Below are 26,633 nucleotides of genomic sequence, written 5' to 3'. Positions count from 1 at the left end.
GTGGTGGCACCGGGTTCGTTAGGTTGGGCAGCATGAGCCACGCGCCCGTGCCGCCCCCCGAGGCCTTCTCCATCGGGGGCAGCATCGCCGACGTGCGGCCACGCAAGGCCGAGATGACTCAGCGGCTGCTCGGGGAGACCATCCGGCTCTCCGAGAAGCAGTGGCAGGAACCGAGCCTGTTGCCGGGCTGGACGCGGGCGCACGTCGCCACGCACATCGCCCGCAACGCCGACGGGATGGCCCGCAGCCTCGACGCGCTCGTCAAGGGTCGCCCCCAGCGCATGTACACCTCGGAGGCCGATCGCCAGAGCGCCATCGAACGCGGCTCGCAGCGCTCCGGGCTCGACCTGCAGATCGACCTCGACACCAGCGCCGGCAACCTCAACCGGGTCTTCGACGCACTCGAAGACCTCGACCCCGAGATGCTCATCGAACTGCGAGCCGGCTTCCGCATTCCCGTCCGGCTGCTGCCGCTGGCCCGCCTCAACGAGGTGGTGCTGCACCACGTCGACCTCGACGTCGGCTTCGCGGTCGACCAGATTCCCCAACCGGTGGCTCGCTGGCTCGTCGAATGGACGCTGCTGCGGCTGCACGGTCGCGAAGACGTTCCCGGCATGCACCTCACCTCGACCTCGGGGCTGCGCACCACCATTCCGGGTATGGGTGACACCCTCACCGTGCGCGGCACCGACCAGGACCTGTTGGGGTGGTTGACCGGACGAGCGCACGGCGAGGCGCTGCAAGGAACCGGCGGCATGCTGCTGCCCCTGCTCGGCTGAGAGGACACCATGAACCACCACGTCGACCCCGGCACGTCAACCAGCTTCGACCTCGGCGGAGGCGTCACCTGCCACAAGCTGTCCGTCGGGCCCATGGACAACAACGCCTACCTGCTGGCGCCCGCGGACGGCCCGCTGGTGCTCATCGACGCCGCGAACGATGCCCACCGGCTTCTGGCCGAGATCGGCGATCGTCCGCTGTTGTCGGTGGTGACCACCCATCAGCACCACGATCACATCAAGGCACTCGCCGAGGTGGCCGAGGTCACCGGGACGCGTGCCTTCTGCGGGTCCCCCGATGCCGAGGCCATCGGACGAGCCACCGGCGTCGACCAGCGCGGCCTGTGGACCGGCGACCGGGTCGCCCTGGGTGACGGGCACCTCGAGGTGATCGGCCTGGTGGGTCACACCCCCGGCTCGATCGCGCTGGTGTGGCGGCCCGAGGGTGCGGCGCCGAGCGTCTTCACCGGCGACTCACTCTTCCCGGGCGGCGTGGGCAAGACCAGCGGCGCCGAGAACTTCACCCGGCTGCTGGACGACGTCACCTCGCTGCTCTTCGAGGCCCTGCCGGACGAGACCATCGTCCACCCCGGTCATGGGGACTCGACCACGCTGGGGGCCGAGCGTCCGCACCTCAAGGAATGGCGCGCTCGCGGCTGGTGAGCCAGTCATTGGCTACTCGTCGATGCCCTTCACAGCCTCCAGATGCTCTGCCAAAGCTCGTCCCAAGTCCTTCCCTCTGTGGTAGCCACGCCGGGTGATCAGCTGGATGACCTCGCGCGCTTCGATGAGATCTTGCTCACTGCTCACTGCAAGCAGCACTCGAAGATCCCGATCACGCTTCTCACTCGCTCTCCATAGGAGCTTGACAGCAATCAGGTGCCCTGTTCGAGCGACAGGGATGGCCAGTCCGCGCGAGACCTCCAGCACGTCGGCAGCCCTGACCACTTCAGTCTCAACCCCGGAACTTGCGAAGAAGAGGTCGACCACGTGCTCGACGTGTTCGATCTGGGGCCACACCATTCGGACGGTCGCCAGACGTTGCGCTTGGTCATGAACCATTCGCTCCTTGACGCGGTACCCGACCGCGTTCAGGGATGCGACCAAAGCCTCGGCACCTGCATCGTCCGAGACCTCGACCGCGATGTCCACATCGGCCGTGGGCCTGGGCTCCGCCCGAAGACACACTGCGTGCCCTCCGACCAAAGCCCAACTCACCCCGTGACGGTTCAAGTCTCGGGCTACTCGCTGCAGCAACTCATTCACCATGCCGACGACGCTTCCTCACGGAGCGGTTCTTGACAAGTGCTTTGGTCTGGCCGGCGGGTCCCCAGCCCGCAGCGGACAGGGCTTCGTCCGTGCGTGTCCGCGGGACTCGACGCCTCGAGGTTCTGCGACGAACGCTGCGCTCGATCCGAATGTGGGCCGGTTTCGACCCCGTTTCACGATCAACAGCAGCGTTCGTCGCACGTGATCCTCGCGGTCGGCAGCGACCCACGCTCCCGCAGCCGGTGAGCCTTCGCTGGGGCACCTGGGCGATCCACAACGGTGCTGTGGCGGAGAATCTCGTCAAGGAGACCGAGATTGTCCACCACAGCACCGGTTTGGATCGACGTGAGCGGCTGACGCGGCCGATGGGCCGGGTCCACGGGTTACGCGGGGGGTGAACGGACGCCCCTGTTTGGCCACCTTCGACCCCCGGCACCGGAACCGGTTCCTAGGGTGAAGGCATGGCAGACATGCAGTACACCCAACTCGGCCGCACCGGCCTCAAGGTCTCCCGCATCGTGCTCGGCACGATGAACTTCGGCCCCCGCACCACCCCGGACGACAGCCACGCGATCATGTCGCACGCCGTCGATGCCGGCATCAACTTCTTCGACACCGCGAACGGCTACGGCGGCGCCGACCGTCGCGGCTGGACCGAGGAGATCATCGGCGACTGGCTCACCAAGAGCGGCCTGCGCGACAAGGTGGTGCTCGCGACGAAGGTCTACGGCGACATGACCCCGTGGCCGAACCACGGCAAGCTCTCGGCGGCGAGCATCCGCAAGAACGTGGACGACTCGCTGCGCCGCCTGAAGACCGACCACATCGACCTCTACCAGATGCACCACATCGACCGGAACACGCCGTGGGAGGAGCTGTGGCAGGCGATGGAGACGCTGGTCGCCCAGGGCAAGATTCTCTACGTCGGCTCGTCGAACTTCGCCGGCTGGCACATCGCCGCCGCCAATGAGGCCGCGAAGTCGCGTCACACGCTGGGTCTGGTCAGTGAGCAGTCCCTCTACAACCTGGTCGCCCGCACCGTCGAGCTCGAGGTGATCCCGGCCGCCGAGCACTACGGCCTGGGCGTCATCCCGTGGTCGCCGCTGGCCGGTGGCCTGCTCGGTGGCGTGCTCGCCGGCGTCGAGGAGGGTCGACGTGCGGACGAGGGCGCCCGCAAGCGGATCGAGGAGCTCCGCCCCCAGCTGGAGCAGTGGGAGCAGTTCTGCTCCGACCGAGGCGAGGAACCCGGCAGCGTCGCACTCGCGTGGCTGCTGGCCAACCCCGTGGTCACCGGTCCGATCGTCGGTCCCCGCACCCAGGAGCAGCTCGACAGCGCCATCGAGGCCCTCGACATCTCGCTGGACGAGGCCGCCCTCGCCCGCCTGGACGAGATCTTCCCCGGCCCCGGCGGACCGGCCCCCGAGGCCTACGCCTGGTGATCTGACCAAGGCCTCACGACAGACGACATCGCCGCAACCGACCCGGGAACCTGCCCGGGGTCGGTGGCGGCGATGTGTGTGCCTGGCCCAGTGTCGGTGTGCCCGGTCAGTGCCTGGGTTCGAGAGCCTGTTCCTCGGCCTTCATGCCCCGAGACTTGATCAGGCTGGCGATGGTGGTCACCAACAGCGCCACCACGATCACACCGAGCGAGAACTCGATGGAGATGTCGAGCGAGAAGCCCAGCTTCTCGTCCAGGTGGTAGTGGTGCATGGCGTGCAGCAGCAGCTTCACCCCGATGAAGGCCAGGATCACCGACAGCCCGATGGGCAGGTACACCAGCCGCTGCAGCATGCCACCCAGCAGGAAGTACAGCTGGCGCAGGCCCATCAGGGCGAACACGTTGGCCGTGAAGACCAGGTAGGGCTCCTGAGTGAGGCCGTAGATGGCCGGGATCGAGTCAAGAGCGAACAGCAGGTCGGTCGACCCCAGGGCGATGACCACGATCAGCATCGGGGTCATCACGCGCTTGGCACCGTCGACCACCGTCAGCCGGGTGCCGTGGAACTCGTCGGTCGACGAGAAGCGACGCTTGACCCAGCGCAGGAAGGCGTTCTCGGTCGCCTCCTCCTCGGAGTCCTTCTCGAGGAAGTCCTTGATCAGGTCGAAGGCGGTGTAGAGCAGGAACGCGCCGAAGATGAAGAACACCCAGGCGGCCGCCGAGATGATCGCGGCACCCATCGCGATGAAGATGCCGCGGAAGACCAGAGCGAGAATGATGCCGAACAGCAGCGCGAACTGCTGCAGGTGCTTGGGCACCTTCATCTTGCTCATGATGATCAGGAAGATGAACAGGTTGTCGATCGACAGGCTGTACTCGGTCAACCAGCCGGCGAAGAACTGCTTGCCGTAGGCCGGGCCGCTGAAGTGGGTGACGCCGATGCCGAACAGGATCGCGAGCCCGACGAACAGGCACACGGCGATCAGGCATTCGCGGAACGAGGGCACATGCGGCTTGCGGCCGATCACCAGCACGTCGACGGCGAGAACTGCGACCATCACCACGATCGTGATGGCCCAGGTGTAGAGATGGACGTTCATCCAGCACCCTTCACGGGGAGATTTGAGTGTTCTGCAGTGCTGGAGGTCTCTTCCGCCGTTGCGCCCTCGACCGGGGCCCGTCGACCGCAGGACCGGGATTTCGTCCGTGTTGACGACCCTGCACAGGTGGAGTACTCCCCTCCGTCGTCCATCATGTCACGGCTTGCCGCCCGCGCCCCCCACCCCCTCGGAGGAGCCCCGGGCAATATGGCTGTGACAAGGGCGGACGACGCCTACGCCGTGCGCGCAACAGCTGGCAATCGCGTCAGCGGTTGGCCTCGATCATCTGCCGGAGCTCCTTCTTCAGGTCGCCGATCTCGTCGCGCAGGCGGGCCGCCACCTCGAACTGCAGTTCCGTGGCCGCCGTGTGCATCTGCTCGGTCAGCTGGGTCACCAGGTCGGCGAGTTCGCTGGCCGCCATGCCGGCGGTGTCGAGTTGGCGCGGAGTCGGGCCGCCGGGCACCGGCGAACGTCGGTTCGCCCCGCGGCCGCCCGAGGCCTGGTCGACCAGCTTCTGCGTGTCGGCGTCCTCGCGGGCCAGCATGTCGGTGATGTCGGCGATCTTCTTGCGCAGTGGTTGCGGGTCGATGCCGTGCTCGGCGTTGTAGGCCTGCTGGATCGCCCGCCGACGGTTGGTCTCGTCGATGGCCGCTTCCATCGACGGGGTGATCTTGTCTGCATACATGTGCACCTGACCGGCGACGTTGCGGGCGGCTCGTCCGATGGTCTGGATGAGCGATCGGTCGGAGCGCAGGAAGCCCTCCTTGTCGGCGTCGAGGATCGCCACCAGGCTCACCTCGGGCAGGTCGAGGCCCTCGCGCAGCAGGTTGATGCCGACCAGCACGTCGTACTCCCCCATGCGCAACTCCCGCAGGAGTTCGATGCGCCGCAGGGTGTCGACCTCGGAGTGCAGGTAGCGGGTGCGGACGCCGTTCTCCATCAGGTAGTCGGTGAGGTCCTCGGCCATCTTCTTGGTCAGGGTGGTGACCAGCACCCGCTCGTTCTTCTCGACGCGGGTACGGATCTCGCCCATCAGGTCGTCGATCTGCCCCTTCGTCGGCTTGATGATCACCTCGGGATCGACCAGACCCGTCGGGCGGATGATCTGCTCCACGAACCCATCGGATCGCGCCAGCTCGTACTTGCCCGGCGTCGCCGACAGGTAGACCGTCTGCCCGATGCGGTCGACGAACTCCTCGAACTTCAACGGACGATTGTCCATCGCGCTGGGCAGGCGGAAGCCGTGCTCGACCAGGGTGCGCTTGCGGGACATGTCGCCCTCGAACATGCCGCCGATCTGGGGAACCGTGACGTGCGACTCGTCGACCACGAGCACGAAGTCCTCGGGGAAGTAGTCGAGCAGACAACTCGGCGCCGATCCCGGTTCACGCCCGTCGATGTGACGGGAGTAGTTCTCGATGCCCGAGCAGGTGCCGATCTGCCGCATCATCTCGATGTCGTAGCCGGTGCGCATGCGCAGGCGCTGGGCCTCGAGCAGCTTGTTCTGCTTGTCGAGCTGGTCGAGGCGTTGCTCGAGCTCGACCTCGATGCCCGAGATCGCGCGCTCCATGCGTTCCTCACCCGCGGAGTAGTGGGTGGCCGGGAAGATCGCCAACACGTCGTCGTTGGTGACGACCTCGCCCGTGAGCGGGTTGAGCGTCGACAGCGCCTCGATCTCGTCGCCGAAGAACTCCACCCGCCAGGCGAGCTCCTCCCACATCGGGAAGACCTCGAGGGTGTCGCCCTTCACCCGGAAGGTGCCGCGGGTGCCGGCCAGGTCGTTGCGCGCGTACTGGATGCCCACCAACGCCCGGAGCAGGTCATCGCGGTCCCACTCGTCACCCACCTGCAACTGGATGGCGCGGTCAAGGTACTCCTCGGGCGTACCTAGGCCGTAGATCGCCGACACGGTCGCCACCACGATGCAGTCCCGCCGGGTGAACAGGGAGTGCGTCGCCTGGTGGCGCAGTCGCTCGACCTCTTCGTTGAGCGAGGAGTCTTTCTCGATGTAGGTGTCTGTCTGCGGAACGTAGGCCTCGGGTTGGTAGTAGTCGTAGTACGACACGAAGTACTCGACGGCGTTGTCGGGGAAGAACTGCCGCAACTCGTTGGCGAACTGGGCGGCCAGGGTCTTGTTCGGCTGCATCACCAGCATGGGTCGCTGCAACCGCTCGGCCAGCCAGGCCACGGTCGCCGTCTTGCCCGTGCCGGTGGCGCCCAACAGCACGACGTCGTTCTCGCCCGCCCGGATGCGGCGCTCGAGTTCATCGATCGCCGCCGGCTGATCACCCGACGGCTCGAAGTCGGCCTTCATGGTGAACGGCGCGACCCGTCGCTGCAACTTCTCCTTGGAACGCATGGAACCAGCCTAGACAGGGGGTCTGACAAAAACGGGACGAGCCGGTTCCGCAGTCTGCGGAACCGGCTCGTCCGTTCACGTCCGAGTGCCGACCACTCAGATCATCGACGACAACGCCTGACCGACGACGCCCGAGAACGCCTTCGAGTTGGTCTGGATGTCCTCGACGCTGCTGGTCACCAGGGTGGCCGAGAAGGCCACCTTGTCGGCCTTGCGGACGGCCACCACGGTGTCGATCACGATGGTGTCCGACCCTCCCGAGCTGGCATCCACGCCGGCGATGGCGCCCTCGGCGACCGACAACTTCGGGTCGACCTCGTGCACCTTCACCTCGGTCTGCTGCACGTTCTGCAGCGACTTGGCCTGCCGGGTCAGGTAGGCCTTCACCTCGGCGGACGCATCGGTGCCGCCGGGAGCGTAGGTCTGCACCCCCAGGGCACTGCCGTCGGGCGCCTGCAGGATGTAGAGATCCTTGCTGGCGTCGTGCTTGGCGATCTTCCAGCCGTCGGGCACCTGGGCGGTGATGTTCGCCTTGAACTTCATCACCTCACCGCCGGAGGGCTCGTCGGTGTTCTCGTCCGTCGGCTGATCGGTCGGCTCGGTGGACGAGGTCTCGTCCGTCGGCTCGTCGCTCGGCGCGGCCGAACTCTGCTCGTCGGTCGGCTCGGTGGAGGGATCGGTCGATCCGCCCGCGGTCGGGGTGGTCACCGACACCGGGTTGGTCGGCTCCGGACCACTCTTGCGGCCGTTGCCGAGCAGACCGATGACGACACCGATCACCACGACGGCCACGACACCGAGAATGATCGGCACCAGCAGCTTGCGTCCGCCCTGCTTGGCCGGCTGACCACCCTGCGGGGGCTGTCCACCCGAGGGCGGTCCCCCGTACTGCTGCTGCCCGTATTGCTGACCTTGGGGCTGCTGCTGCCCGTACTGCTGACCCGGCGGCTGCTGCCCGTACTGACCCTGCGACTGCTGGCCGTACTGCTGACCTTGGGGCTGCTGCTGGCCGTATTGCTGACCTTGGGGCTGCTGCTGCCCGTACTGCTGGGGCTGCTGCCCCTGGGGCTGCTGGCCGTACTGCTGGCCCTGCGGCTGCTGCCCGTACTGCTGATTCCCGTACTGCTGGGGCTGCTGCCCCTGCCCGTACGGCTGACCCTGGGGGTCCTGTCCCTGCGGTGGGTACTGGTTGCTCATGACTGCGCCTCCAGATCGTCATTGCGGGCATCGTCCGGTGCACTCGGTGCGGGCCCTGCCGTGGCGAGGGCCGCCCGCTTCGGGTGCAGCCTCGCCCCGGCGGTGGCCTTCTGGGCCAGTCCGCAGTTCGAGCAGAACGTCGAGCCGGCCAGCATCGGCATCTCGCAGCTGGCGCAGTGGTCGAGCTCGCCCGACTCACCCACGCCGCCCTCGCCGTGGCGTGCGGCCGACTCGAGCGAAGCCTCGACGAGACCGGTCTGCAGCACGCCGCGCACCCGCAGCAGCAGCGCAGCCAGCAGCACCGCACCCAGCACCAGCGACAGCACCAGACCCAACCAGGCCGGGGTGATGAAGCTCAGCAGGTAGGTGCCACCGAAGTAGAGCGCGTTCCAGGCGATCGCCTCGAGCACGGCCAGCACGTAACGCTTCGAGAAGCCGTCGTAGCCCTTGCCCAGACCCGAGAACTCGGCGCAGGCGATACCGGTCGCGGTGCCGATCACCAAGGGCTTCACGAAGCCCTCGAGCAGCAACAGCGCCGCCCACGTCACGAAGCTCTGCCCGGGAGCGTGGAAGCCCGCGGTGAGCAGGTCCCACTGCTTGACCAGGGTGTCGGCCGTCGCGAACGCCACACCCGAGATGACACCGAACGACAACCCGTCCATCAGGTCGTCGAACTCCGGACGAGCCGCCAGAATGACGGGCCCCGCCTGTCGGATGATCTCGCCGACCACCGGCACCAGCAGGGCCGCGATCAGCACCCCGGCCGCGGTCGGCGAGGCCCCGCCCTCGAAGGCACGGGAGTCGACCAGCGGGCCGCGCAGGGCCGTCCAACCGAGCGTGAAGATCACCCCCAGCGCCAGGGTCAGCACGAACGCCAACCCGGTGACCGGAACCGGCTGGTCCTCCCACAGGTTCACGTCGTACAGGTAGACGATGTAGATCAACGGGACCGCCAGCGCGGCCACCAGGATGGCAACCGGGAGCGCCCCCAGGAGGGCGGCCACCACGGCGACCAGCACGGTCACACCGAAGGCGATCTGGTAGGTCCGGGGCCGTTCGGCCGCACCCTTGGGCATGATCGACGACACGAGCCTGAACGAGCGCACTGGCTCGTCCGGCTTCGCGGCGAAGGAGCGACGCGCTCCCTCACCTGCCGACAGGTCATGACCGCAGGCGTGGCAGAAGTGGCCCGCTTCGGGCACCTCGGTGCCGCAGCGTGGGCAGTTCACAACTCACTCCTCGTCTCTGGCGGTGCATCGTCGCGCACCGCGTCCAGCTTGGCCCATCAGGGGGCGACTTGGAGCGTGCAGCGCCGGATTCGGGTCAACCGGTGCGGTGGCCTGCGCTCGTCCACCACTGGTCGACCTGCCGGAGCAGGTGCTCGCGGTCGCCGGAATTGTCGAAGACGTGGGTGGCCGCCGCCAGTCGCTCCGCCCGACTCGCCTGGGCGTCGATGCGCGCCTCGGCCTCAGCTTCCGACAGCCCCGAACGGCGGACGAGTCGGTCGCGCTGCAGCTCGCGGGGCAGGTCGACGACCAGCAGCTCGTCGAACCGTGCGGCCTGCCCGGTCTCGATCAGCAGGGGGATCATCTCGACCACCACCGCACCGGCCGGGGCCGCGGCGATCCGTTCCCGGGAGAGCGCCCTGACCCGAGGGTGAACGACGCCCTCCAGCCGGCGCCTGGCATGGTCGTCCGCGAAGACCCGACGACCCAGCGCCGCCCGGTCGAGGGAGCCGTCGGCAGCCAGCACCCCGCGGCCGAAGAGCTCCACCACCCCGGCCAGGCCTTCGCTGCCGGGGGCGACGGCCTCGCGCGCCAACTCGTCGGAGTCGATGACCACGGCGCCGAGTTCGACGAGCCGTTCGGCGACGGTCGATTTGCCCGAGGCGATCCCCCCGGTCAGCCCGATGGTGGTCCGTCGCGTCCGGTCGCGGGAAGGCATCATGGGACGAGTCTGGCGCAGTCGGGGACGGTCTGGGTGGCCTCGCGACGGAGTTGGCGCCCCCTCCTATACTGACCACAGCTGTCGGCATCCGCCCGTGGCGAACACGACGCTCCGAGCGTCCTCACCACCAGGCAGGCCAGATGCCCTCGTCCCTCGCTCGTTTGTCAGCCCCATCGATGACCGACGGCCCGCTCGGTCAGCACGCCGACGCCAGCAGTTTCCCCCCTCAGTTGCGCGCCTTCATCGAAGTCTCCACTCAGGCCAAGCAGAGCGGGCTGCTGAACCGAACCCTGTGGTTCTACTGGACCCTGCTCGGTGTACTGGCGCTGGCCTTGGGCGGCTGCATCACTGGCTTCATCCTGCTGGGATCGAGTTGGTTGCAGTTGCTGATCGCGGCGGCGCTCGGCATCGTGTTCACCCAAGTGGCCTTCGTCGGCCACGAAGCGGGACACCGCCAGATCTTCGCGTCGGGGAGGAACAACACCCGGCTCGCGCGCCTGCTGGCGACCGGTGTCGTGGGGCTGAGTCTGTCGTGGTGGGACAACAAGCATGCCCGGCACCACGGCAACCCCAATCGGGTGGGCAAGGACCCCGACATCGAACGCGACACGATCTCGTTCCTTCCCGAGGACGCTCGCCGCGCGACGGGCTGGCTGCGCTGGCTCACCCGCCGGCAGGGTTGGCTGTTCTTTCCCCTGTTGACGCTCGAGGGACTCAACCTCCATCAGCACAGCGTCCGCCACGTCTTCGGACGAGGCCGGGTCGAGAAGCGCTGGACCGAGATGGTGCTCCTCACCCTGCGGCTGGCGGCGGTGGTCGTCCCGGTCTTCCTGGTGCTGCCCCTGGGCCTGGCGTTCGCCTTCATGGGCGTGCAACTGGCCGTGTTCGGCGTCTACATGGGCGCATCGTTCGCTCCCAACCACAAGGGCATGCCGGTCATCGCACCAGAGGCCCGGCTGGACTTCTTCACCAAACAGGTGCGCACCTCCCGCAACATTCGTGGTGGCTGGTGGGCCAGTCTGCTGATGGGCGGCCTCAACCACCAGATCGAGCACCACCTGTTCCCCAACATGCCTCGTCCCCACCTGCGGCGGGCGCGCGAGATCGTGAAGCAGTACTGCCGCACGCACGACGTGCCCTACACCGAGACCTCCCTGCTGGCCTCGTACGCCATCGTGGTGCGTCACCTCAATGAGGTGGGCCTGCACGCCCGCGACCCGTTCGACTGCCCCATGAATGCCCTGCGTCGAGCCTGAGTCCGTCCGGGGCGCGCCCGCCCCCGACGCGGGACGCCCCGCCAGCCCGGGTGAGGGCTGGCGGGGCGTCGTCCGTGATGGTCTGCCCCGTGGGGGGCGTGGTCCGCAGGGCGCGAACCCATCATGATCAGGCCGGCTTCAGCTTGAGCAGCGTCAGGATGGCGTGGTTGACGCCACTGATTCCGGGCAGGTAGGCCGTGGTGCCGGGATCGGGGAACCCGGTCCACTTGCGCGAACTCCACAGCACACCCTGGACGTTGGTCATCGTGGCGATGAACGGGGCGTCCTCGGCGACGGCCTTCTGCATGGCCTCGATCAGCGGCTTCAGCCCCTCGGCGTCGTCGGAGCGGAAGTTGGACATGTTCGAGACGTTCTCCTGCATCGCCTTGTTCTGCCAACGACCGTAGTTGCCCCAGACGTTCTCCTTGGTGCCCAACGGCTGGTAGTTGCCCTTCGAGTACTGGGCGTAGGCCTGGTAGTAGTTGCCTGAGCTGACACCACCGGCGGCGAACATGGCGTACTCACCGAGCACGGCCTTGTCGTTGAACACCTGGGTGGGCGTGGGCTGCCAGGCCACCTTGACGCCCAGGTTCTTCATCCACTGGTCGATCAGCACCTGCCCCAGCTGCATCCACACCTGGTTGCCGTTGTCGAGCACCAGCGAGATGGGGTGGCTCTTGCCACCCTTGGTGAGGTTGCCGCCCTCGACGGTCCAGCCGGCATCGGCCAGCGACTTCTTGGCGCCCTCGACGTCGGCGGTCAGCGGCTCCTTGTACTCCGGCAGCAGGGTGTCGGCGTAGACCTTGGGGTCGAGCCCCACCACGCTGGGGATCGTGTAGCCGGTCGCGGCCAGCTCGCTGGCGGCGGCCAGGTCGAGCGAGTCACGCAGGGCACGACGCACCGCGACATCGTCGAAGGGAGCCTTCAGGCAGTTGAAGGTGATCAGCTGCGAGCCACCCGAGGGGTAGGTGGTGAAGTGGTTGAGCTCGGGGTTCTTGTCGACGAAGTCCTTCTTGATGCCGGGGGCCTGACCCTCGGCGATGTCGAGGTCGCCACGATCGAGCTGGCTCTGCACACCACCGATGGGGCCCATCGGCATGTACTTCACCTTCTTCACGCCCTCGCCCTTGCCACCCCAGTAGTCGTCGCGCAGCTTGTAGGTGACCAGCTGGGGATCGAACGACTCCACGGTGAACGGGCCGGTACCGACCGGGTTCTCGTTGGTGTCGGTCTTGCGGTCGCGGTCCTTCCAGATGTGCGCCGGAATGATCGGGTAGTACATGGCGTAGCTGGCCATCTGCTGGAACTGGGGGCTGTTGAAGAACACCTTGCAGGTGTACTTGTCGGTCGCCTCCGGCGGCTTCTTGGCCCAGCACTTCTCCTCGTCGGGGCAGGCCTCACCGTTGACGAACCCGAAGGTGTAGACGAAGTCGTCCGCGGTCATCTCGGTGCCGTCGGACCACTTCACGCCCTTGCGCAGGTGGAAGACCATGGTCGCGCCCTCGTCCTCCATCTCGTAGGACTCGCACAGCATCGGCGTGAAGTGACCGGGCTTGGTGTAGTCGAGCGCGAAGGGCGACTCGTAGACCAGGTTGAGGCCCGGGGCGGTGCCGTTCTGGTTGGCCCCGTACCAGTTGAAGTTCTTCGGATAGGTGGGGCCGCCCGAGGCGAGGGCGATCACCCCGTCATTGGTGGCCTTGGAGGCGCCGCTGCCCTGACCTGCGGGCTTGGCACCTCCCTGACCGGAGCAGGCGGCGGTGCCCGCCAGCACTCCCAAGGGAATGCTGGCGAGCATCATGCGGCGAGACAAGGGTGGGCACATCGTCGTAACTCCTTCTCGGACGACGGGAGGGGTTCCCGTCTGTGGGGGGTTGGACGTCCGCGGGCGGACGGGTCAGGCGGGCTTGAGGGCGAGCAGGGTGGCGATGGCGGTGTTCACGCCACCGACGCCCGGTGAATAGTTGGACGAGGCCGGCTCCGGGAAGCCGGTCCACTTGCGCGAGCTCCACATCAGGTTTCGTCCGTTGGTGTAGAGCGGGATGAACGGGGCGTCCTTGGCGACGGCGTCCTGGATCGCGTGGTAGGCGGGCAACAGCTTGTCGACGTCGTCGGTGCGGGTGTCCTTCATCAGGGCCAGGGCATCCTGGATCTGCTTGTTGTCCCAGCGACCGTTGTTGCCCCAGACGTCCTCCTTGGTGCCCGGGGGACGAAGCAGGCTCTTGGCGTACTGGCCGTAGGCGATGTAGTAGTTCCCGCCCGGCACCGCACCCTGCACCCACATGTCGTAGAGCGCGCTCAGACCCTTGTCGTTGAACACCGTGGTGGGGGTGGGCTGCCAGGTGACCTTGACGCCCAGGGCCTTCGTCCACTGGTCGATCAGCACCTGACCCATCTGCATCATCACCTGGTCGGCGTTGTCGAGGAACAGGCTCAGCGGGTAGGACTTCCCGTCCTTGGTGAGGTTGCCGCCCGACACGGTCCAGCCGGCGTCGGCCAGTTCCTTCTTGGCGGCCTCGACGTCGGCCTTCAGCGGCTCGGCGTACTCGGGCTTGAGGGTGTCGGCGTAGATCTTGGTGTCGAGACCGGTCACGCTGGGCACACCCACCCCGGTGGCGGCCAGGTCGACGGCGGCCTGCAGGTCGAGAGCGCCACGGAAGGCACGCCGCACCGCCGCATCCTTGAACGGCAGCTTGGTGCAGTTCAGCGTCATGATGATCGAGCCACCGCTCGGGTAGACCGAGTAGTGGTTGAGCTCGGGGTTCTTGTCGACGAAGTCCTTCTTCACACCTGCCGCGGAAGCCTCGGTCACGTCGAGCTCGCCACGATCGAGCTGGCTCTGCATGCCACCGACGGGGGCGGTCGGCACGTACTTGACGGTCTTCACACCGTTGCCCTTGCCGCCCCAGTAGTCGTCGCGCAGCTTGTAGGTGACCAACTGCGGGTCGAACGACTCCACGGTGAACGGGCCGGTACCGACCGGGTTCTCGTTGGTGTCGGTCTTGCGGTCGCGGCTCTTCCAGATGTGCGCCGGGAAGATCGGGTAGTACAGCGCGTAGTTCGACATCTGCTGGAACTCCTTGCTGTGGAAGAAGACCTTGCAGGTGTACTTGTCGGTCGCTTCCGGCAGCTTCTTCGTCCAGTACTTCTCGGGGTCGGCGCCCGCCTCACCGTTGACGAAGCCCAGCGTGAAGGCGAAGTCCTCGGCCGTCATCTCGGTGCCGTCGGACCACTTCACGCCCTTGCGCAGGTGGAAGACCATGGTCGTGCCGTCGTCGGTCATCTCGTAGCTCTCGGCCAGCCACGGCACGAGCTTGCCCGGCTGGGTGTAGTCGAGCATGAAGGGCGACTCGTAGATCAGGTTGAGGCCGGGGGCGGTGCCGTTCTGGTTGGCCCCGTACCAGTTGAAGTTCTTCGGGTACGACGGGCCACCGTCGGCGACGGTGAGCACCCCGTCATTGCCGGACGATCCCTTGCCCTCGCCGGGCTTGGCCCCTCCCTGACCGGAACAGGCGGCGAGCACCAGTGCGGCGGGAACGCCGGCGAGCAGCAGGCGGCGGGACACGTGGTCAGTCATGGGTGGTCTCCTCGGCGGGGGTGTGGGCAGGGTCGAGCAACCAGCAGGCGGCCCGCTGGTCTGCGCTCTCGATCAGGGGTGGCAACTCGGTGCGACACCGGTCCATGGCATGGGGGCAACGGGGCGCGAACCGGCACCCCGCCACCTCCTGGCTGACGTCGACGGGTTCGGCGTCACCGACCACGCGAATGCTCCGCGTGCGGCCGCTGCCCTTGTGGTGGGCAGGATCGGGGGCCGAGGCCAGCAGTAATTGCGTGTAGGGGTGCTTCGGGTTGGCCACCACCTCGTCGGTGGGGCCGGTCTCGACGATGCGGCCGCCGTACATCACCATGATCCGGTCGCTGAGGTAGCGCGCCGAGGCGATGTCGTGGGTGATGTAGAGGATCGCCACTCCCTCGGAATCACGCAGGTCACGCAGCAGGTTGAGGATGTCGAGGCGGATCGAGGCGTCCAGCATCGAGGTCGGCTCGTCCGCCAGCAGCAGGCGCGGTTCCACGGCCAGGGCGCGGGCGATCGCGACGCGCTGGCGCTGGCCACCGGACAGGGCCGTCGGGTAGGCGTCGACGAACTGCTCGGGCGGCGTCAGGTTGACCTTGCGCAACAGCGCGGCGACCTGCTCGCGCTCCTGCTTGCGGGTCTTCACCTTGCCGTGGATGCGCAACGCGCGCCCCAGGATGTGCCGCAGCGGCTTGAGGGTGTTCAGCGAGGCAAACGGATCCTGGTAGATCATCTGCACGTTGCCGTAGTAACGCACCTTGTCACGCTGCGCGTGCGGGAGCGAGGCACCATTGACGGTGAGGTCGCCCGAGGTGGGCGGGTACAGCAGCGCCAGCATGCGGGCGAGGGTGGTCTTGCCCGATCCGGACTCGCCTACCAGGGCCACGATGGTGCCGGGCTCGATGTCGAAGTCGACCCCCTCGACGGCACGAATGGTGGTGCGGCCGCCCTCCCGCGAACGGCCGTGGAAGTGGCGGGTGAGCCCGCGGGCGCGGACGATGGGCCAGTCGTCCGACGTACGGGTTCGAGAGGTGGCGCTCACAGGTCTGCTCCCATCGGGTCTGACGTCATCGGATCGGCGACCTGGGACGAGGTCGGGGCCTCGGAGTCGACGAGGGCCTCCGAGTCGACGGCCATCGCGTCGTCGCCGCTGGCGCGTTCGTCCTGCCTGCGGGTGGCCTCGGCCGACAGCGGGTGTAGGCAGGCCGCCAGACCACCCCGGCCCACCGGTTCGAGCTCGGGTCGGGTGGCGCGGCAGTCGTCCTCGGCCCGCGGGCAGCGGGGCGCGAAGGCACAGCCCTGTGGCAGCTTGAGCAGGTTCGGCGGGGTGCCGGGGATGCCCGACAACCGGCGCACGGGCTCGCTGAGCGGCGGGAACGCATTGCGCAGGCCCTGGGTGTAGGGGTGGCGGGGGCTGGCATAGATTTCGGCAGCCGAACCCACCTCGACCACGCGACCGCCGTACATGATGGCGATCCGGTCGGAGATCTCCAGCAGCAGTGACAGGTCGTGGGTGACCATGATGATCGCGAAACCGAGCCGCTCCTGCAGGGCCATCAGCTGGTCGAGAATGGTGCGCTGCATGACCACGTCGACGGCCGTGGTCGGCTCGTCCATCACCACGATGTCGGGATCGCAGGCCAGCGACAGGGCGATCAGGGCGCGCTGCCGCATGCCACCGGACAGCTGGTGCGGGTAGGCGGTGGCGTAGTCGGGGGCGATGCCCACCATGCGCAGCAGTTCGGCCACCTTGTCGTCGATCTCGCGCCGGGTGATCCGGGGATTCTTGAGCTTCAGCACGTCGGCGAACTGGGCGCGCAACCGCATCACCGGGTTGAGGCAGGCCATCGCCGACTGCATGACGATGGACAGGTCGGACCACCGCAGGGGCGAGAGCTGCCGGTCGTCCAACTGGGTCAGATCGACGGGCTCTCCCCCGCCAACGGGGTGGTAGAGCACCTGACCGCTCCAGGTGACCGCGGGCGTGCGCTGCAGCCGCATGATGGCGGTCAACAGGGTCGACTTGCCCGAGGCGGATTCGCCGGCGATGCCGAGCACCTCGCCCCGGTTCACCGACAGACTGACGTCGTCACAGGCGGGCACTTCGCCGGCCTCGGTGAGGTAGCGCACGCACAGCTCGCGCACCTCGAGCAGCGGGGTGGCGGTCATCGGCTCATCTCCTGGCTCATGGTGGCTTCCTGGACGACGGCCTGCTGGCGGGTGGCCTTGGGCTTGCGGCGCAGGAACTTGCGCACCAGCACCTCCTGCTTGGAGTTGAGCACCGGGTTGACGATCTCGTCGATGCCGAAGTTGATCAGCGCCGTGCTCAGGCCGAGCAGAGCGATCGCGATGCCGGGGGGCGCGAACCACCACCACATGCCTCGGAACAGGGCGTTCTGGCCCTCGGCGTAGGCGATCTCGGTGCCCCACGACACCGTCTCGGGATCACCGATGCCCAGGAAGGCCATCGAGGCCTGGGTGAAGACCCCGTAGACGAAGGCCGTCAGGAACATCGAGCTGGCAACACCGTTCAGGTGGGGTGCCACCTCGACGGCGATGATGCGCCAGCGCGACTCCCCGGTCGTGCGCAGGGCCGCCGTGAAGTCGCGACCCCGCAGGCTCATGGCCTGGGCACGAATGCGGCGGGCGCCGCCGGGCCATTCGAAGATGCCGATGATGATCGACACCGACAGCCAGTCGAGCTTCTGCACGTAGCCGGCGATGATCAGCGTCACCGCGAAGCTCGGCATGGTCAGGAACAGGTTGGTCGTGGTGTTCAGCAACCGGTCTGCCCAGCCGCCCATGAACCCCGCCCAGATGCCGATCACGACGCTCAGCACGGTGGCGATGATGCCCGAGGCGAGGCCCACCAGCAGCGAGCCGCGGGCGCCCCACACGATGCGGGCGAGCACGTCCTGGCCGGACGAGGTGGTGCCCAGCCAGTGGTCGGCGCTCGGCGGCTGGCCGGCACGGGCGGTGTCGAGACTCAGCGGGTCGAGCCCGAGCAGGGAACTGCACAGCCACGGCCCGATCGTGCCCATCAGTGTGAAGAAGACCAGCAGGCCGATACCGGCCTGCACCATCGGCAGTCTCAGGAAGCGCTTGGTCATCAGGCGTCACCCTCCCGGGTGCGGGGGTCCAGCAGCACGTAGATCGAGTCGGCCACGAAGTTCGCGGCCAGCGTCAGGAAGACGGTCATCAACAAGATGGCCTGCATCACCGGGTAGTCGCGTTGACCGATGGCGTTGCCCAGCAGCGTGCCCATGCCCGGGTAGACGAACACCGACTCGACCAGCACGATCGAGCCGAGCAGGCCGCCGACCGCCTGGGCCAGGCCGGTGACGTTGGGCAGGATCGCGTTGCGGGCCGCGTAGCGCATCAGCACGGTGAACCGGCTGAGGCCCTTGGCGCGGGCCAGGGTGACGTAGTCCTCGCTGGTGGTGGCGATGGTCATGTTGCGCATGCTGAACAACCAGCCAGCGAAGCCCACCACGACCAGCACCACGGCGGGCAGGGCGCCGTGCTGCACGACCGAGCCGACGAACTCCGGGTTGAACAGCGACCGGTCGGTGACCTCGGCGTCGTAGCCGCCCTGCGGGGGGAAGTAGTAGTTGCGGTAGGCGAAGAACCAGGCCGCCATGATCGCCAGCCAGAAGGCCGGGATCGAGTGGAAGAACATCAGCACGGGGGTGAACAGCTTGTCGGCCAGGCCCGAGGGCTTCCAGCCGAGCCACGCGCCCAGCAGGGTGCCGATCACCCAGGCCAGTAGCAGCGTGATCAGGCCCAGGCCGATCGTCCACGGCATGGTCTGCGCCAACAGCTGCGAGACCGGGGTCGGGTACTGCATCACCGAGCGACCCAGGTCGCCCTTGAAGAGTTGGGTCATGTAGTCGACGAACTGCAACGGCAACGGACGATTGGGGTCGCCGTACAGCGCGTAGATGTTCTCGATCAGGTACTTGGGCGGCGGCGCACCGGTGGCCTGCTGGATGCGCAGGAACATGTCCTGCACCGGGTCACCGGGCATCAGTCGCGGCAGCATGAAGTTCATCACGATGGCCAGCACGGCCGTGCCGGCGTAGATGCCGAGTCGCTTGCCGAGGAACCGCACCCACTGGGGCAGCCCGCGCCGCTGAGGCCGGGCGATCTCGGCACTGTCGGGCACGACCGGCGTGGGGGGAACGTCGTCCCGGACGGTGTCCGTCGCCTGTGTCTCAACCTGCACGCTGCCTCCTTGCCTCGTTCACTGCTCAGCTCACCGCGCGGTTCGCTCGCGCCGTCGGCCACCGTCTCACCGGGGCTGGGAACATCTTGCACACAATCATTAATTAAGTAAATAATCAATCACCGGCAGGGGTGACCGCCCCACCGGCCAACTGGGCACCGCCGCGGGAGCGGCCGGAGTCGGGAAGGATGGGAGCATGACCCCCACCACGCCCATCGGTGGCGCACCGCAGCGCCTGATGCGGCAGGTCAACGACCGTGTGTTCTGCGAGCTCCTCGCCCAACACGGGCCGATGAGTCGTCCTCAACTGGCCAAACTGGCCGGACTCTCCAGCCCCGCGACGCTCAAGGTGATTGAGCGGTTGGAGGCCCAGGGGCTGGTCGTCTCCGACGGATTCGACGAGAGTTCGCGCCCCGGCCCCAAGGCCGTGGTGTTCGCTCTGGCCCCCAAATTGGGACTGGCCACCGCGGTCGAACTGCGCGGCAACAGCCTGCGCATCGCCCACTCCCCCCTCGGCTCGACGGCCGCCGAACGACACGATGTTCCCGTCGAGACGGACGACCGTCTGGCCGAGCTGGTGGTCGAGTCGGTGAAGGCGACGATTCCCACCGACGCCTACCGCCACCACACCGTGGCCATCGCCCTGCCCGGCGCCATCGACCCGGGAACCGGCGACGTGCTGTTCTCGACCGAGCTCCCCCGCTGGGCCGCGGGCACCGCCCAACGGATCCGGGACGAGTTGGGTCCACGGTCGGGCGTGCTCTTCGACAACGAGGTGAACTTCCGCGCGATCGCCGAGCGGCTGCACGGCGTCGCCGGCCAGTGGGAGGACTACGCGCTGCTCAGCCTCGGCAGCGGTGTCGGCGCGGCGGTGGTGCTCGGCGGACGGGTGCATCGCGGACGACACGGCGCCGCCGGCGAGGTCGGTTTCATGCGCACCGGCGGCGATTCGGCTGCCCCCTTCCAGGACCGCGCGGGCGCCTGGACGCTGGCCAATGTCGTGGGCCGGGCCCACGACCGCGAGTTCGCCTGGCTGCACGAAGTGGTGGCCACCGAACCCCTCGGCTCACCCGTGTGGGACGCCCTGGCCGAACGGATCATTCCGGGGCTGGTCAACCTGTCGACCATCCTCGACCCCGGCCTGGTCATTCTCGGCGGCGAGACCGCCCGGATCGCCGGCGAACCGCTGCGTGCCGCCCTCGACACCAGCCTGCGCGCCTCGCTGCACTGGCAGCCGCCCACCCTGCTGCGCAGCCATCTGGGCGACGAGGCCGTGCTGCTGGGCGCCCTCGACGAGGCCCGTCGTGCCCTCGCCGAGACCGGCTTCGGCTCGACCTCCTGAGCCGCGCCTGACTCCGGAGCGCTGGCAACCTGGGCCCAGAACGCGGGAAGGCCCCCGACCATGATGGTCGGGGGCCTTCCTGATGGGCTCGAAGCCCGGACGGTCAGTTGCCGCCGGTGAGCTTGTCGCGCAGGGCCTGCAGGGCCTCGTCCGACGCGAGCGACCCGGCACCCGGGTCCTCGGTCGAGGTGAAGCTGGCAGCGGAGCCACTCTCGGCGGCAGCGTTCTGGTCGGCCTGCTCGGCCTCCTCGACCTGTCGCTTGTGAGCCTCCCAGCGAGCCTGGGCCTCGGCGTACTGAGCCTCCCAAGCGCGCTGCTGCTCCTCGTAGCCTTCCTTCCACTCGTTGGACTCCGGATCGAAGCCCTCGGGGTAGATGTAGTTGCCCTGCTCGTCGTAGCTGGCGGTCATGCCGTACAGCGAGGGGTCGAAGTCGTCAGCCGCGACGTCGACGCCGGCGTTGGCCTGCTTCAGCGACAGCGAGATGCGACGACGCTCGAGGTCGATGTCGATGATCTTGACCATGACGTCGTCATTGACGGCGACGACCTGCTCGGGGATCTCGACGTGACGCTCAGCCAGCTCGGAGACGTGCACGAGACCCTCGATGCCCTCCTCGACGCGGACGAACGCACCGAACGGCACCAGCTTGGTGACCTTGCCGGGCACGATCTGGCCGATGGCGTGGATGCGGGCGAAGGTCTGCCACGGATCTTCCTGGGTCGCCTTCAGCGACAGCGAGACGCGCTCGCGATCCATGTCGACCTCGAGCACCTCGACAGTGACCGGGGTGCCGACCTCGACGACCTCGGAGGGGTGGTCGATGTGCTTCCAGGACAGCTCGGAGACGTGCACCAGACCGTCGACGCCGCCGAGATCGACGAACGCACCGAAGTTGACGATCGAGCTGACGACACCCTTGCGGATCTGACCCTTCTGCAGCTGGGTGAGGAAGTTCTGACGAACCTCGCTCTGGGTCTGCTCGAGCCAGGCGCGACGCGACAGCACGACGTTGTTGCGGTGCTTGTCGAGCTCGATGATCTTGGCCTCGAGCTCCATGCCGACGTAGGGCTGCAGGTCACGGACGCGACGCATCTCGACCAGCGACGCGGGCAGGAAGCCACGCAGGCCGATGTCGACGATGAGGCCACCCTTGACCACCTCGATGACGGTGCCGGTGACGACGCCGTCCTCCTCCTTGACCTTCTCGATCGTGCCCCAGGCGCGCTCGTACTGGGCGCGCTTCTTGGACAGGATCAGGCGACCCTCCTTGTCCTCCTTCTGCTGGACGAGAGCCTCGATCTCGTCGCCGACCTGGACGACCTCGAAGGGGTCCACGTCGTGCTTGATGGAGAGTTCCTTGGAAGGGATGACACCTTCGGTCTTGTAACCGATGTCGAGCAGGACTTCGTCGCGGTCGACCTTGACGACGGTGCCGGTGACGATGTCGCCGTCGTTGAAGTACTTGATGGTGGCGTCGACGGCAGCCAGGAAGGCTTCCGGCGAGCCGAGGTCGTCAATGGCGACCTGGGTCGAGGCCTCAGTGGAGGAGGTCATGTAGTAGGGCTCCGATGGATTGGACGATGCTGGTGGTGCACCATCACCCTGCGGAGGTCAAAGGGTTGCTTCGTCCCACGCACACCCACTCACTCGGTACGGAACGGGACAGGTCACAGTGCCCGTCCAGACTACTCTGCGCGCGCGACCACGGCAATCTGCGTTCCGGACCCAGTGAACGCACCCAGTGCCCGCACCAAGGGATGGGGCAACCCGGTGACGGCACTCGCACCGTCGGCCTTGGTGACCTCGGCTAGCCTGACACTGATCCAAGCATGCCTCCCCCGTCCCGGAAGGACCCGTACCGATGGCGCAGCACCCCGCCGGACGACCCCGCACCCGCCTCGTCGCGGTCGGCGTCGTGGTCGTCGTGGTCGCCGTCGCCGCGGTCATCGGCTGGCGTTCCACCCGGCCAGGCACCGGGGACGCCGCCTCCCCCGCCAGCGTCGCGTCGACTCCCCCGCTCACCGCCTCCACGCCGGCGCGGTCGACCTCGGCGACCTCGCCCAGCGCGACCTCGGTCAGGGCGACCTCGGTGAGCGCGGGTTCGACTTCGGCATCGGCCTCGGGGTCGGCACCCGCCGACTGTTCGAGCCCCACCGCCCCCATGGACGACCCCACCCGCCTCACCATCGACTCGATGAAGGTGTCGTCGCACGTGATGTCGCTCGGGCTGGACGAGTCGGGCGCCGCCGCCGCTCCGCCGAAGAACGACTCCCAGGGCGTGGCCTGGTTCGACGAGGGGCCCAAGATCGGCGCGACCAAGGGCAATGCCGTGCTCAGCATTCACACCTACCGTCACGGCGGCGCGCTGGGCAATGAGCTGCGCGACGCGAAGACGGGCCTCAAGCCGGGCGCCCTGGTGAAGGTCACTGACAGCCACGGCACGACCGTCTGCTACACCTTCGAGCGGCAGACCAAGGTGTGGGTCAAGGACTACGACCCGATGTCGACGGTGCTCTACGACTACGAGGGATCCCCCCAGGCCGTGATCGTGATCTGTTGGGACTTCAACCAGGCCACGTCGGCCTGGGACTCGCGCATCCTGTTCTACCTGAAGCCCGTCGCGCCCGCCGCCTGATCGCCCCTGGCCTAGGGTGGCGACATGCGCCGCGGAGCCACCACCACCGTCTCGTCCGACCTGCTGGCCCACCTGACGGCGGCCCTGGGAGAGCGCCGGGTGCGCACCTCGGCCCTCGACGTACTCACCGCTGCCGTCGACGCCAGCCACTTCCTGCTCACCCCGTCGGCATCCCTGGTGGTGCGGGACGCCGACGACGTGGCCGCGGTGCTCGGCATCGCCACCGCCCGGCGCACCCCGGTGACCTTCCGGTCGGGGGGAACCTCGCTGTCGGGTCAGGGTCAGTCGGCGGGGTTGTTGGTCGACGTGCGGCGTGGGTTCCGCTCGTTCGAACTGCTGGACGATGCCGCGCAGCGGGTCAGGATCGGCCCCGGCATGACCGTGCGCGAGGTGAACACCCGACTGGCCCGCCACGGCCGCAAGCTGGGCCCGGACCCCGCCTCGGAGGTGGCCTGCACCATCGGCGGGGTGGTCGCCAACAACTCGTCCGGAATGACCTGCGGCACCACCCAGAACTCCTACGAGACCATCGACTCCCTGGTCGTGGTGCTCGCCTCGGGCACCGTCGTCGACACGGGGGCCGTCGACGCGAACGACCTGCTCGCCGACCGGGAACCCGCACTGTTCGACCTGCTGCTCAGACTCACCGACGAGGCGCGTCGCCCCGACCTCGCCGCCGAGATCCGACGCCAGTTCGCCACCAAGAACACCATGGGCTACGGCCTCAACTCGCTGCTCGACCACGACTCCCCCGCCAAGGTGCTGGAACACCTGATGGTCGGTTCGGAGGGCACGCTGGGCTTCGTGGCGTCGACCGTGTTCCGCACCGTGCCGGTGTTGCCGCACGTGGCCACCGGGCTGCTGACCTTCGGCTCGCTGCACGAGGCCACCCAGGCCCTGCCCGAGCTCAAGGCCACCGGCCCCGCCGTCATCGAACTGTTGGACGAGGCCTCGCTCACGGTGTGCCGCCACGACCCCGCGCACGCCGACCTGCTGCCGGCCGCCAGCCCCGGTGAAGCGGCCCTGCTGGTGGAGTACCAGGCGGCCGAGGCCGACGAGTTGGCCGGCCTGCTCGAGGGGGCGGGCAACCCGCGTCAGTACACGGCCGACGCCGCCCGCCGCGCCGGGCTGTGGTCGCTGCGCAAGGGGCTGTACGCGAAGGTGGCGGGCGCTCGTCCGAGTGGCACGACGGCCCTGTTGGAAGACATCGCCGTGCCGGTGCCCGACCTCGCCAGGGTGTGCGCCCACCTCACCACCCTGTGCGGCGACCGTCTGGGTCAGACGCCGGTGATCTTCGGCCACGCCAAGGACGGCAACATCCACTTCCTGGTCACCGAGGACTTCCGGCAGCCCGACGCGGTGGGCCGGCAGCGCCAGTTCACCGAGGGGCTGGTCGACCTGGTGTTGGGGGCGGGTGGCACGCTCAAGGCCGAGCACGGCACCGGGCGGATCATGGCGCCGTTCGTGGAGCGCCAGTACGGCACCGAACTGCACGGCATGATGCGGTCGATCAAGGGTGCCCTCGATCCCGTGGGCATTCTCAACCCCGGCGTGGTGCTCACTGACGATCCCGAGATCCACCTGAAGGACTTCAAGCAGACCCCCACGGTGACCGAGGAGGTCGACCGGTGCGTCGAGTGCGGCTACTGCGAACCGGTCTGCCCCAGCCAGTTCCTCACCCTCACTCCCCGCCAGCGCATCGTCGCGCAGCGGGCCATCGCCGACGCCGAGGCGTCCGGTGACCACGCGCTGGCGGCAAGGCTCCGGGTCGATCAGACCTATCCGGTGACCGAGACGTGCGCGGTCGACGGCATGTGTCAGACCACCTGCCCGGTGGGCATCAACACCGGCGACCTGGTGCGCCACCTGCGCCGCGAGCAGACCAACCCGGTCGAGGAGGCGGGGTGGCGGATGGCGGCGCAGGCCTGGGGCTCGTTCACCACGGTGGCCTCGGTCGGCATGACCGTGGCCGACCGACTGCCGGCGCCCGCGGTCTCACTCCCCCTGCGGGCGGCGCGGGCCGTGCTCGGCTCCGAACGGGTGCCCCTGCTGGGCCCGGACCTGCCCGCGGGCGGCGCCCGGCGTCGTCCACGCCCCGAGCCCTCCCCCGACGTGGTGATGGTGCCCGCCTGCGTCGGCACCATGTTCGGCGGTGGCGACGTGGCCGGGAGCACCCAGCGGCTGTTGGAGCGACTGGGCGTGCGCGTGCTCGTGCCCGACGAGGTCGCCTCCCTGTGCTGCTCCACCCCGTGGAAGTCGAAGGGCCACCAGGCGGGTCAGCGGGTGATGGACGAGCGCCTCGTCCGCTCGTTGACCGCGGCCACCCGCGGCGGACGACTGACGGTGATCTCGGACGCCGCCAGCTGCACCGAGGGCATGAAGGTGGCCGCCGAGAGCCTGGGAGCCGAGCTCGACATCGTGGACGCCGTCGCATTCATCGGTGAGCGGGCCGGCGAGCTGCCCACCGGGCGTCGTGCCGGACGAGCGCTGCTGCACCCGACCTGCGCCACCACCCAGCTCGGCATCAATGACGACCTGCGCGCCCTCGCCGGTCTGGTGGCCGAGGAGGTGGTCGTGCCCGATGCGTGGCGCTGCTGCGGGTTCGCCGGCGACCGGGGCATGCTGCACCCGGAGCTGACCGAGGCCGCCACCCGCGACACCGTCAACGAGCTCGGCGATCAGAGCTTCGACCTGTACCTGTCGGCGAACCGCACCTGCGAGCTGGGCATGGGACGAGCGCTGGGCGTCGAGTTCGAGCACGTGCTCGTCGCCCTGGATCGCGCCCTCTCCTGACCGACGGAACTCCCCGACCCCGGCCTCCCCGGCCGACCCCTCACCCCCGGCCCGCCCCACACCCCCGACGTAGCTTCAGATAATCAACGTGGCTTCCGTTCTGGACTGAAGCCACGTTGATTATCTGAAGCTACGTTGGGTCTGGCACGCGGTCCTGTGGGAGTGAGGGACGAGAGACGGGCGAGGAGCCATCATCCGCTGGACGACCAGCGCCGTGGTCAAACCGCAGCAGCTCAGGGCGATCGATCGCTGGTGCGGATCGACGGGCCTCAGCTGCTGCGGATTGACCACTCTCGGGCACGTGCCCGTGGTCTTGACACGGTCGCAGGCGACCTACTCGACCGACGGACCTCCGACCCCGCCACCCACCTGGCTGGGCGGCAATCAGTACGCGTTCAACACGAGGGCGACGAACTGGACGAGCCCTGCCAGCACGGGAGCAAGCACGTGGTAGGCACCCACTCGTCTGGGCGAGAAGAGCGGGATCAGACCTACGGGCAGGAGGCACACGATCAGGGATCCCCCGACCCATGCCATGGCTTCGGATGTTGCCCCGACCTCCCGCGCACCCAGCAGGTCGATGGTCAGGAAGAGGCCAGCCCAAAAGGCGCCGGGGAGGGACACCAGAAACCCCAGCATCGGCCCGCTGATCTCGCGGCGCTTCTGTGTTCTGACCTCTGGGGGCGAGGACGAATCGGGCATGGCAGTGGGCTTCCCGGCA

At 68.1% G+C, this 26,633-nt stretch carries 21 protein-coding genes; 7 read left to right on the top strand and 14 right to left on the bottom strand.

The annotated features are described in order from the left end of the window. Positions 1 to 32: 32 nt before the first annotated feature. Together ACSDQ9_RS11280 and ACSDQ9_RS11275 are read left to right on the top strand one after the other, a co-directional pair. Entirely contained in the window at positions 33 to 779 is a 747-nt protein-coding gene (locus ACSDQ9_RS11280) for a maleylpyruvate isomerase family mycothiol-dependent enzyme (protein ID WP_435147049.1), read from the top strand. A 9-nt stretch (positions 780 to 788) separates the two neighbouring features. Further along, positions 789 to 1,442 (top strand): MBL fold metallo-hydrolase, encoded by a 654-nt coding sequence (locus ACSDQ9_RS11275; protein WP_435147047.1) that lies wholly within the window; start codon positions 789 to 791, stop codon positions 1,440 to 1,442. Positions 1,443 to 1,454: 12 nt separating this feature from the next. Here the strand turns inward: ACSDQ9_RS11275 and ACSDQ9_RS11270 are convergent, their stop codons facing one another. Continuing rightward, entirely contained in the window at positions 1,455 to 2,048 is a 594-nt protein-coding gene (locus ACSDQ9_RS11270; protein WP_435147045.1) for a hypothetical protein, read from the bottom strand. 461 nt (positions 2,049 to 2,509) lie between these two features. Here ACSDQ9_RS11270 and ACSDQ9_RS11265 point away from each other — a divergent pair, with 461 nt between their 5' ends. Next, entirely contained in the window at positions 2,510 to 3,487 is a 978-nt protein-coding gene (locus tag ACSDQ9_RS11265) for an aldo/keto reductase (RefSeq protein WP_435147043.1), read from the top strand. A gap of 106 nt (positions 3,488 to 3,593) precedes the next feature. On the opposite strand, the gene ACSDQ9_RS11260 is transcribed toward ACSDQ9_RS11265, so the two are convergent. The 5 genes from ACSDQ9_RS11260 to coaE all read right to left on the bottom strand — a co-directional run bounded on the left by ACSDQ9_RS11260 (position 3,594) and on the right by coaE (position 10,089). Then, positions 3,594 to 4,586, bottom strand: coding sequence for a TerC family protein (locus tag ACSDQ9_RS11260; RefSeq protein WP_435147041.1), 993 nt, complete (start codon positions 4,584 to 4,586; stop codon positions 3,594 to 3,596). 265 nt (positions 4,587 to 4,851) lie between these two features. Continuing rightward, positions 4,852 to 6,945, bottom strand: coding sequence for an excinuclease ABC subunit UvrB (gene uvrB, locus ACSDQ9_RS11255; protein ID WP_435147039.1), 2,094 nt, complete (start codon positions 6,943 to 6,945; stop codon positions 4,852 to 4,854). Between the two features lie 96 nt (positions 6,946 to 7,041). Further along, entirely contained in the window at positions 7,042 to 8,142 is a 1,101-nt protein-coding gene (locus tag ACSDQ9_RS11250) for a hypothetical protein (RefSeq protein ID WP_435147037.1), read from the bottom strand. Continuing rightward, complete coding sequence (locus ACSDQ9_RS11245) at positions 8,139 to 9,371, bottom strand: PrsW family intramembrane metalloprotease (RefSeq protein WP_435147036.1); 1,233 nt, start codon at positions 9,369 to 9,371, stop codon at positions 8,139 to 8,141. Before ACSDQ9_RS11245 ends, ACSDQ9_RS11250 begins: the two co-directional genes overlap by 4 nt. Positions 9,372 to 9,465: 94 nt before the next feature. Continuing rightward, complete coding sequence (gene coaE / locus ACSDQ9_RS11240) at positions 9,466 to 10,089, bottom strand: dephospho-CoA kinase (protein ID WP_435147034.1); 624 nt, start codon at positions 10,087 to 10,089, stop codon at positions 9,466 to 9,468. A 176-nt stretch (positions 10,090 to 10,265) separates the two neighbouring features. On the opposite strand from coaE, the gene ACSDQ9_RS11235 reads away from it, so the two are divergent. Beyond that, positions 10,266 to 11,345, top strand: a complete 1,080-nt coding sequence (locus ACSDQ9_RS11235) for a fatty acid desaturase family protein (protein WP_435147032.1) — start codon at positions 10,266 to 10,268, stop codon at positions 11,343 to 11,345. A gap of 127 nt (positions 11,346 to 11,472) precedes the next feature. Here ACSDQ9_RS11235 and ACSDQ9_RS11230 read toward each other — a convergent pair whose 3' ends face one another. The 6 genes from ACSDQ9_RS11230 to ACSDQ9_RS11205 all read right to left on the bottom strand — a co-directional run bounded on the left by ACSDQ9_RS11230 (position 11,473) and on the right by ACSDQ9_RS11205 (position 19,141). Beyond that, complete coding sequence (locus ACSDQ9_RS11230) at positions 11,473 to 13,167, bottom strand: ABC transporter substrate-binding protein (RefSeq protein ID WP_435147030.1); 1,695 nt, start codon at positions 13,165 to 13,167, stop codon at positions 11,473 to 11,475. A 72-nt stretch (positions 13,168 to 13,239) separates the two neighbouring features. Continuing rightward, positions 13,240 to 14,919: an ABC transporter substrate-binding protein gene (locus ACSDQ9_RS11225; protein ID WP_435147028.1), complete on the bottom strand. Its 1,680-nt coding sequence runs from the start codon at positions 14,917 to 14,919 to the stop codon at positions 13,240 to 13,242. Continuing rightward, the gene (locus ACSDQ9_RS11220) at positions 14,912 to 15,958 is read right to left on the bottom strand and encodes an ABC transporter ATP-binding protein (RefSeq protein ID WP_435147025.1); all 1,047 of its coding nucleotides are present in this window, start codon (positions 15,956 to 15,958) and stop codon (positions 14,912 to 14,914) included. Before ACSDQ9_RS11220 ends, ACSDQ9_RS11225 begins: the two co-directional genes overlap by 8 nt. Continuing rightward, entirely contained in the window at positions 15,955 to 17,085 is a 1,131-nt protein-coding gene (locus tag ACSDQ9_RS11215; protein ID WP_435147024.1) for an ABC transporter ATP-binding protein, read from the bottom strand. Before ACSDQ9_RS11215 ends, ACSDQ9_RS11220 begins: the two co-directional genes overlap by 4 nt. Then, positions 17,082 to 18,026 (bottom strand): ABC transporter permease, encoded by a 945-nt coding sequence (locus ACSDQ9_RS11210; RefSeq protein WP_435147022.1) that lies wholly within the window; start codon positions 18,024 to 18,026, stop codon positions 17,082 to 17,084. Before ACSDQ9_RS11210 ends, ACSDQ9_RS11215 begins: the two co-directional genes overlap by 4 nt. Next, complete coding sequence (locus ACSDQ9_RS11205) at positions 18,026 to 19,141, bottom strand: ABC transporter permease (protein WP_435147020.1); 1,116 nt, start codon at positions 19,139 to 19,141, stop codon at positions 18,026 to 18,028. Before ACSDQ9_RS11205 ends, ACSDQ9_RS11210 begins: the two co-directional genes overlap by 1 nt. 196 nt (positions 19,142 to 19,337) lie before the next feature. Between ACSDQ9_RS11205 and ACSDQ9_RS11200 the strand changes: the two genes are divergently transcribed. Beyond that, a complete protein-coding gene (locus ACSDQ9_RS11200; RefSeq protein ID WP_435147018.1) occupies positions 19,338 to 20,483 on the top strand; it encodes an ROK family transcriptional regulator in 1,146 nt (381 codons plus the stop codon). A 103-nt stretch (positions 20,484 to 20,586) separates the two neighbouring features. Here ACSDQ9_RS11200 and rpsA read toward each other — a convergent pair whose 3' ends face one another. Further along, the gene (gene rpsA / locus ACSDQ9_RS11195; RefSeq protein WP_435147016.1) at positions 20,587 to 22,038 is read right to left on the bottom strand and encodes a 30S ribosomal protein S1; all 1,452 of its coding nucleotides are present in this window, start codon (positions 22,036 to 22,038) and stop codon (positions 20,587 to 20,589) included. A gap of 307 nt (positions 22,039 to 22,345) precedes the next feature. Between rpsA and ACSDQ9_RS11190 the strand changes: the two genes are divergently transcribed. Next, a complete protein-coding gene (locus ACSDQ9_RS11190; RefSeq protein WP_435147014.1) occupies positions 22,346 to 23,119 on the top strand; it encodes a class F sortase in 774 nt (257 codons plus the stop codon). Between the two features lie 24 nt (positions 23,120 to 23,143). Beyond that, positions 23,144 to 25,912 carry an FAD-binding and (Fe-S)-binding domain-containing protein gene (locus ACSDQ9_RS11185; RefSeq protein ID WP_435147012.1) on the top strand — a complete coding sequence of 923 codons (2,769 nt, stop codon included), beginning with the start codon at positions 23,144 to 23,146 and terminating at the stop codon, positions 25,910 to 25,912. Between the two features lie 384 nt (positions 25,913 to 26,296). Here the strand turns inward: ACSDQ9_RS11185 and ACSDQ9_RS11180 are convergent, their stop codons facing one another. Then, positions 26,297 to 26,614 (bottom strand): hypothetical protein, encoded by a 318-nt coding sequence (locus ACSDQ9_RS11180; protein ID WP_435147010.1) that lies wholly within the window; start codon positions 26,612 to 26,614, stop codon positions 26,297 to 26,299. Between the last annotated feature and the right edge of the window lie 19 nt (positions 26,615 to 26,633).

It is taken from the genome of Aestuariimicrobium soli (assembly GCF_051192575.1).
GTDB lineage: Bacteria > Actinomycetota > Actinomycetes > Propionibacteriales > Propionibacteriaceae > Aestuariimicrobium > Aestuariimicrobium soli.
This window is presented reverse-complemented; position numbering and strand designations above follow the sequence as displayed.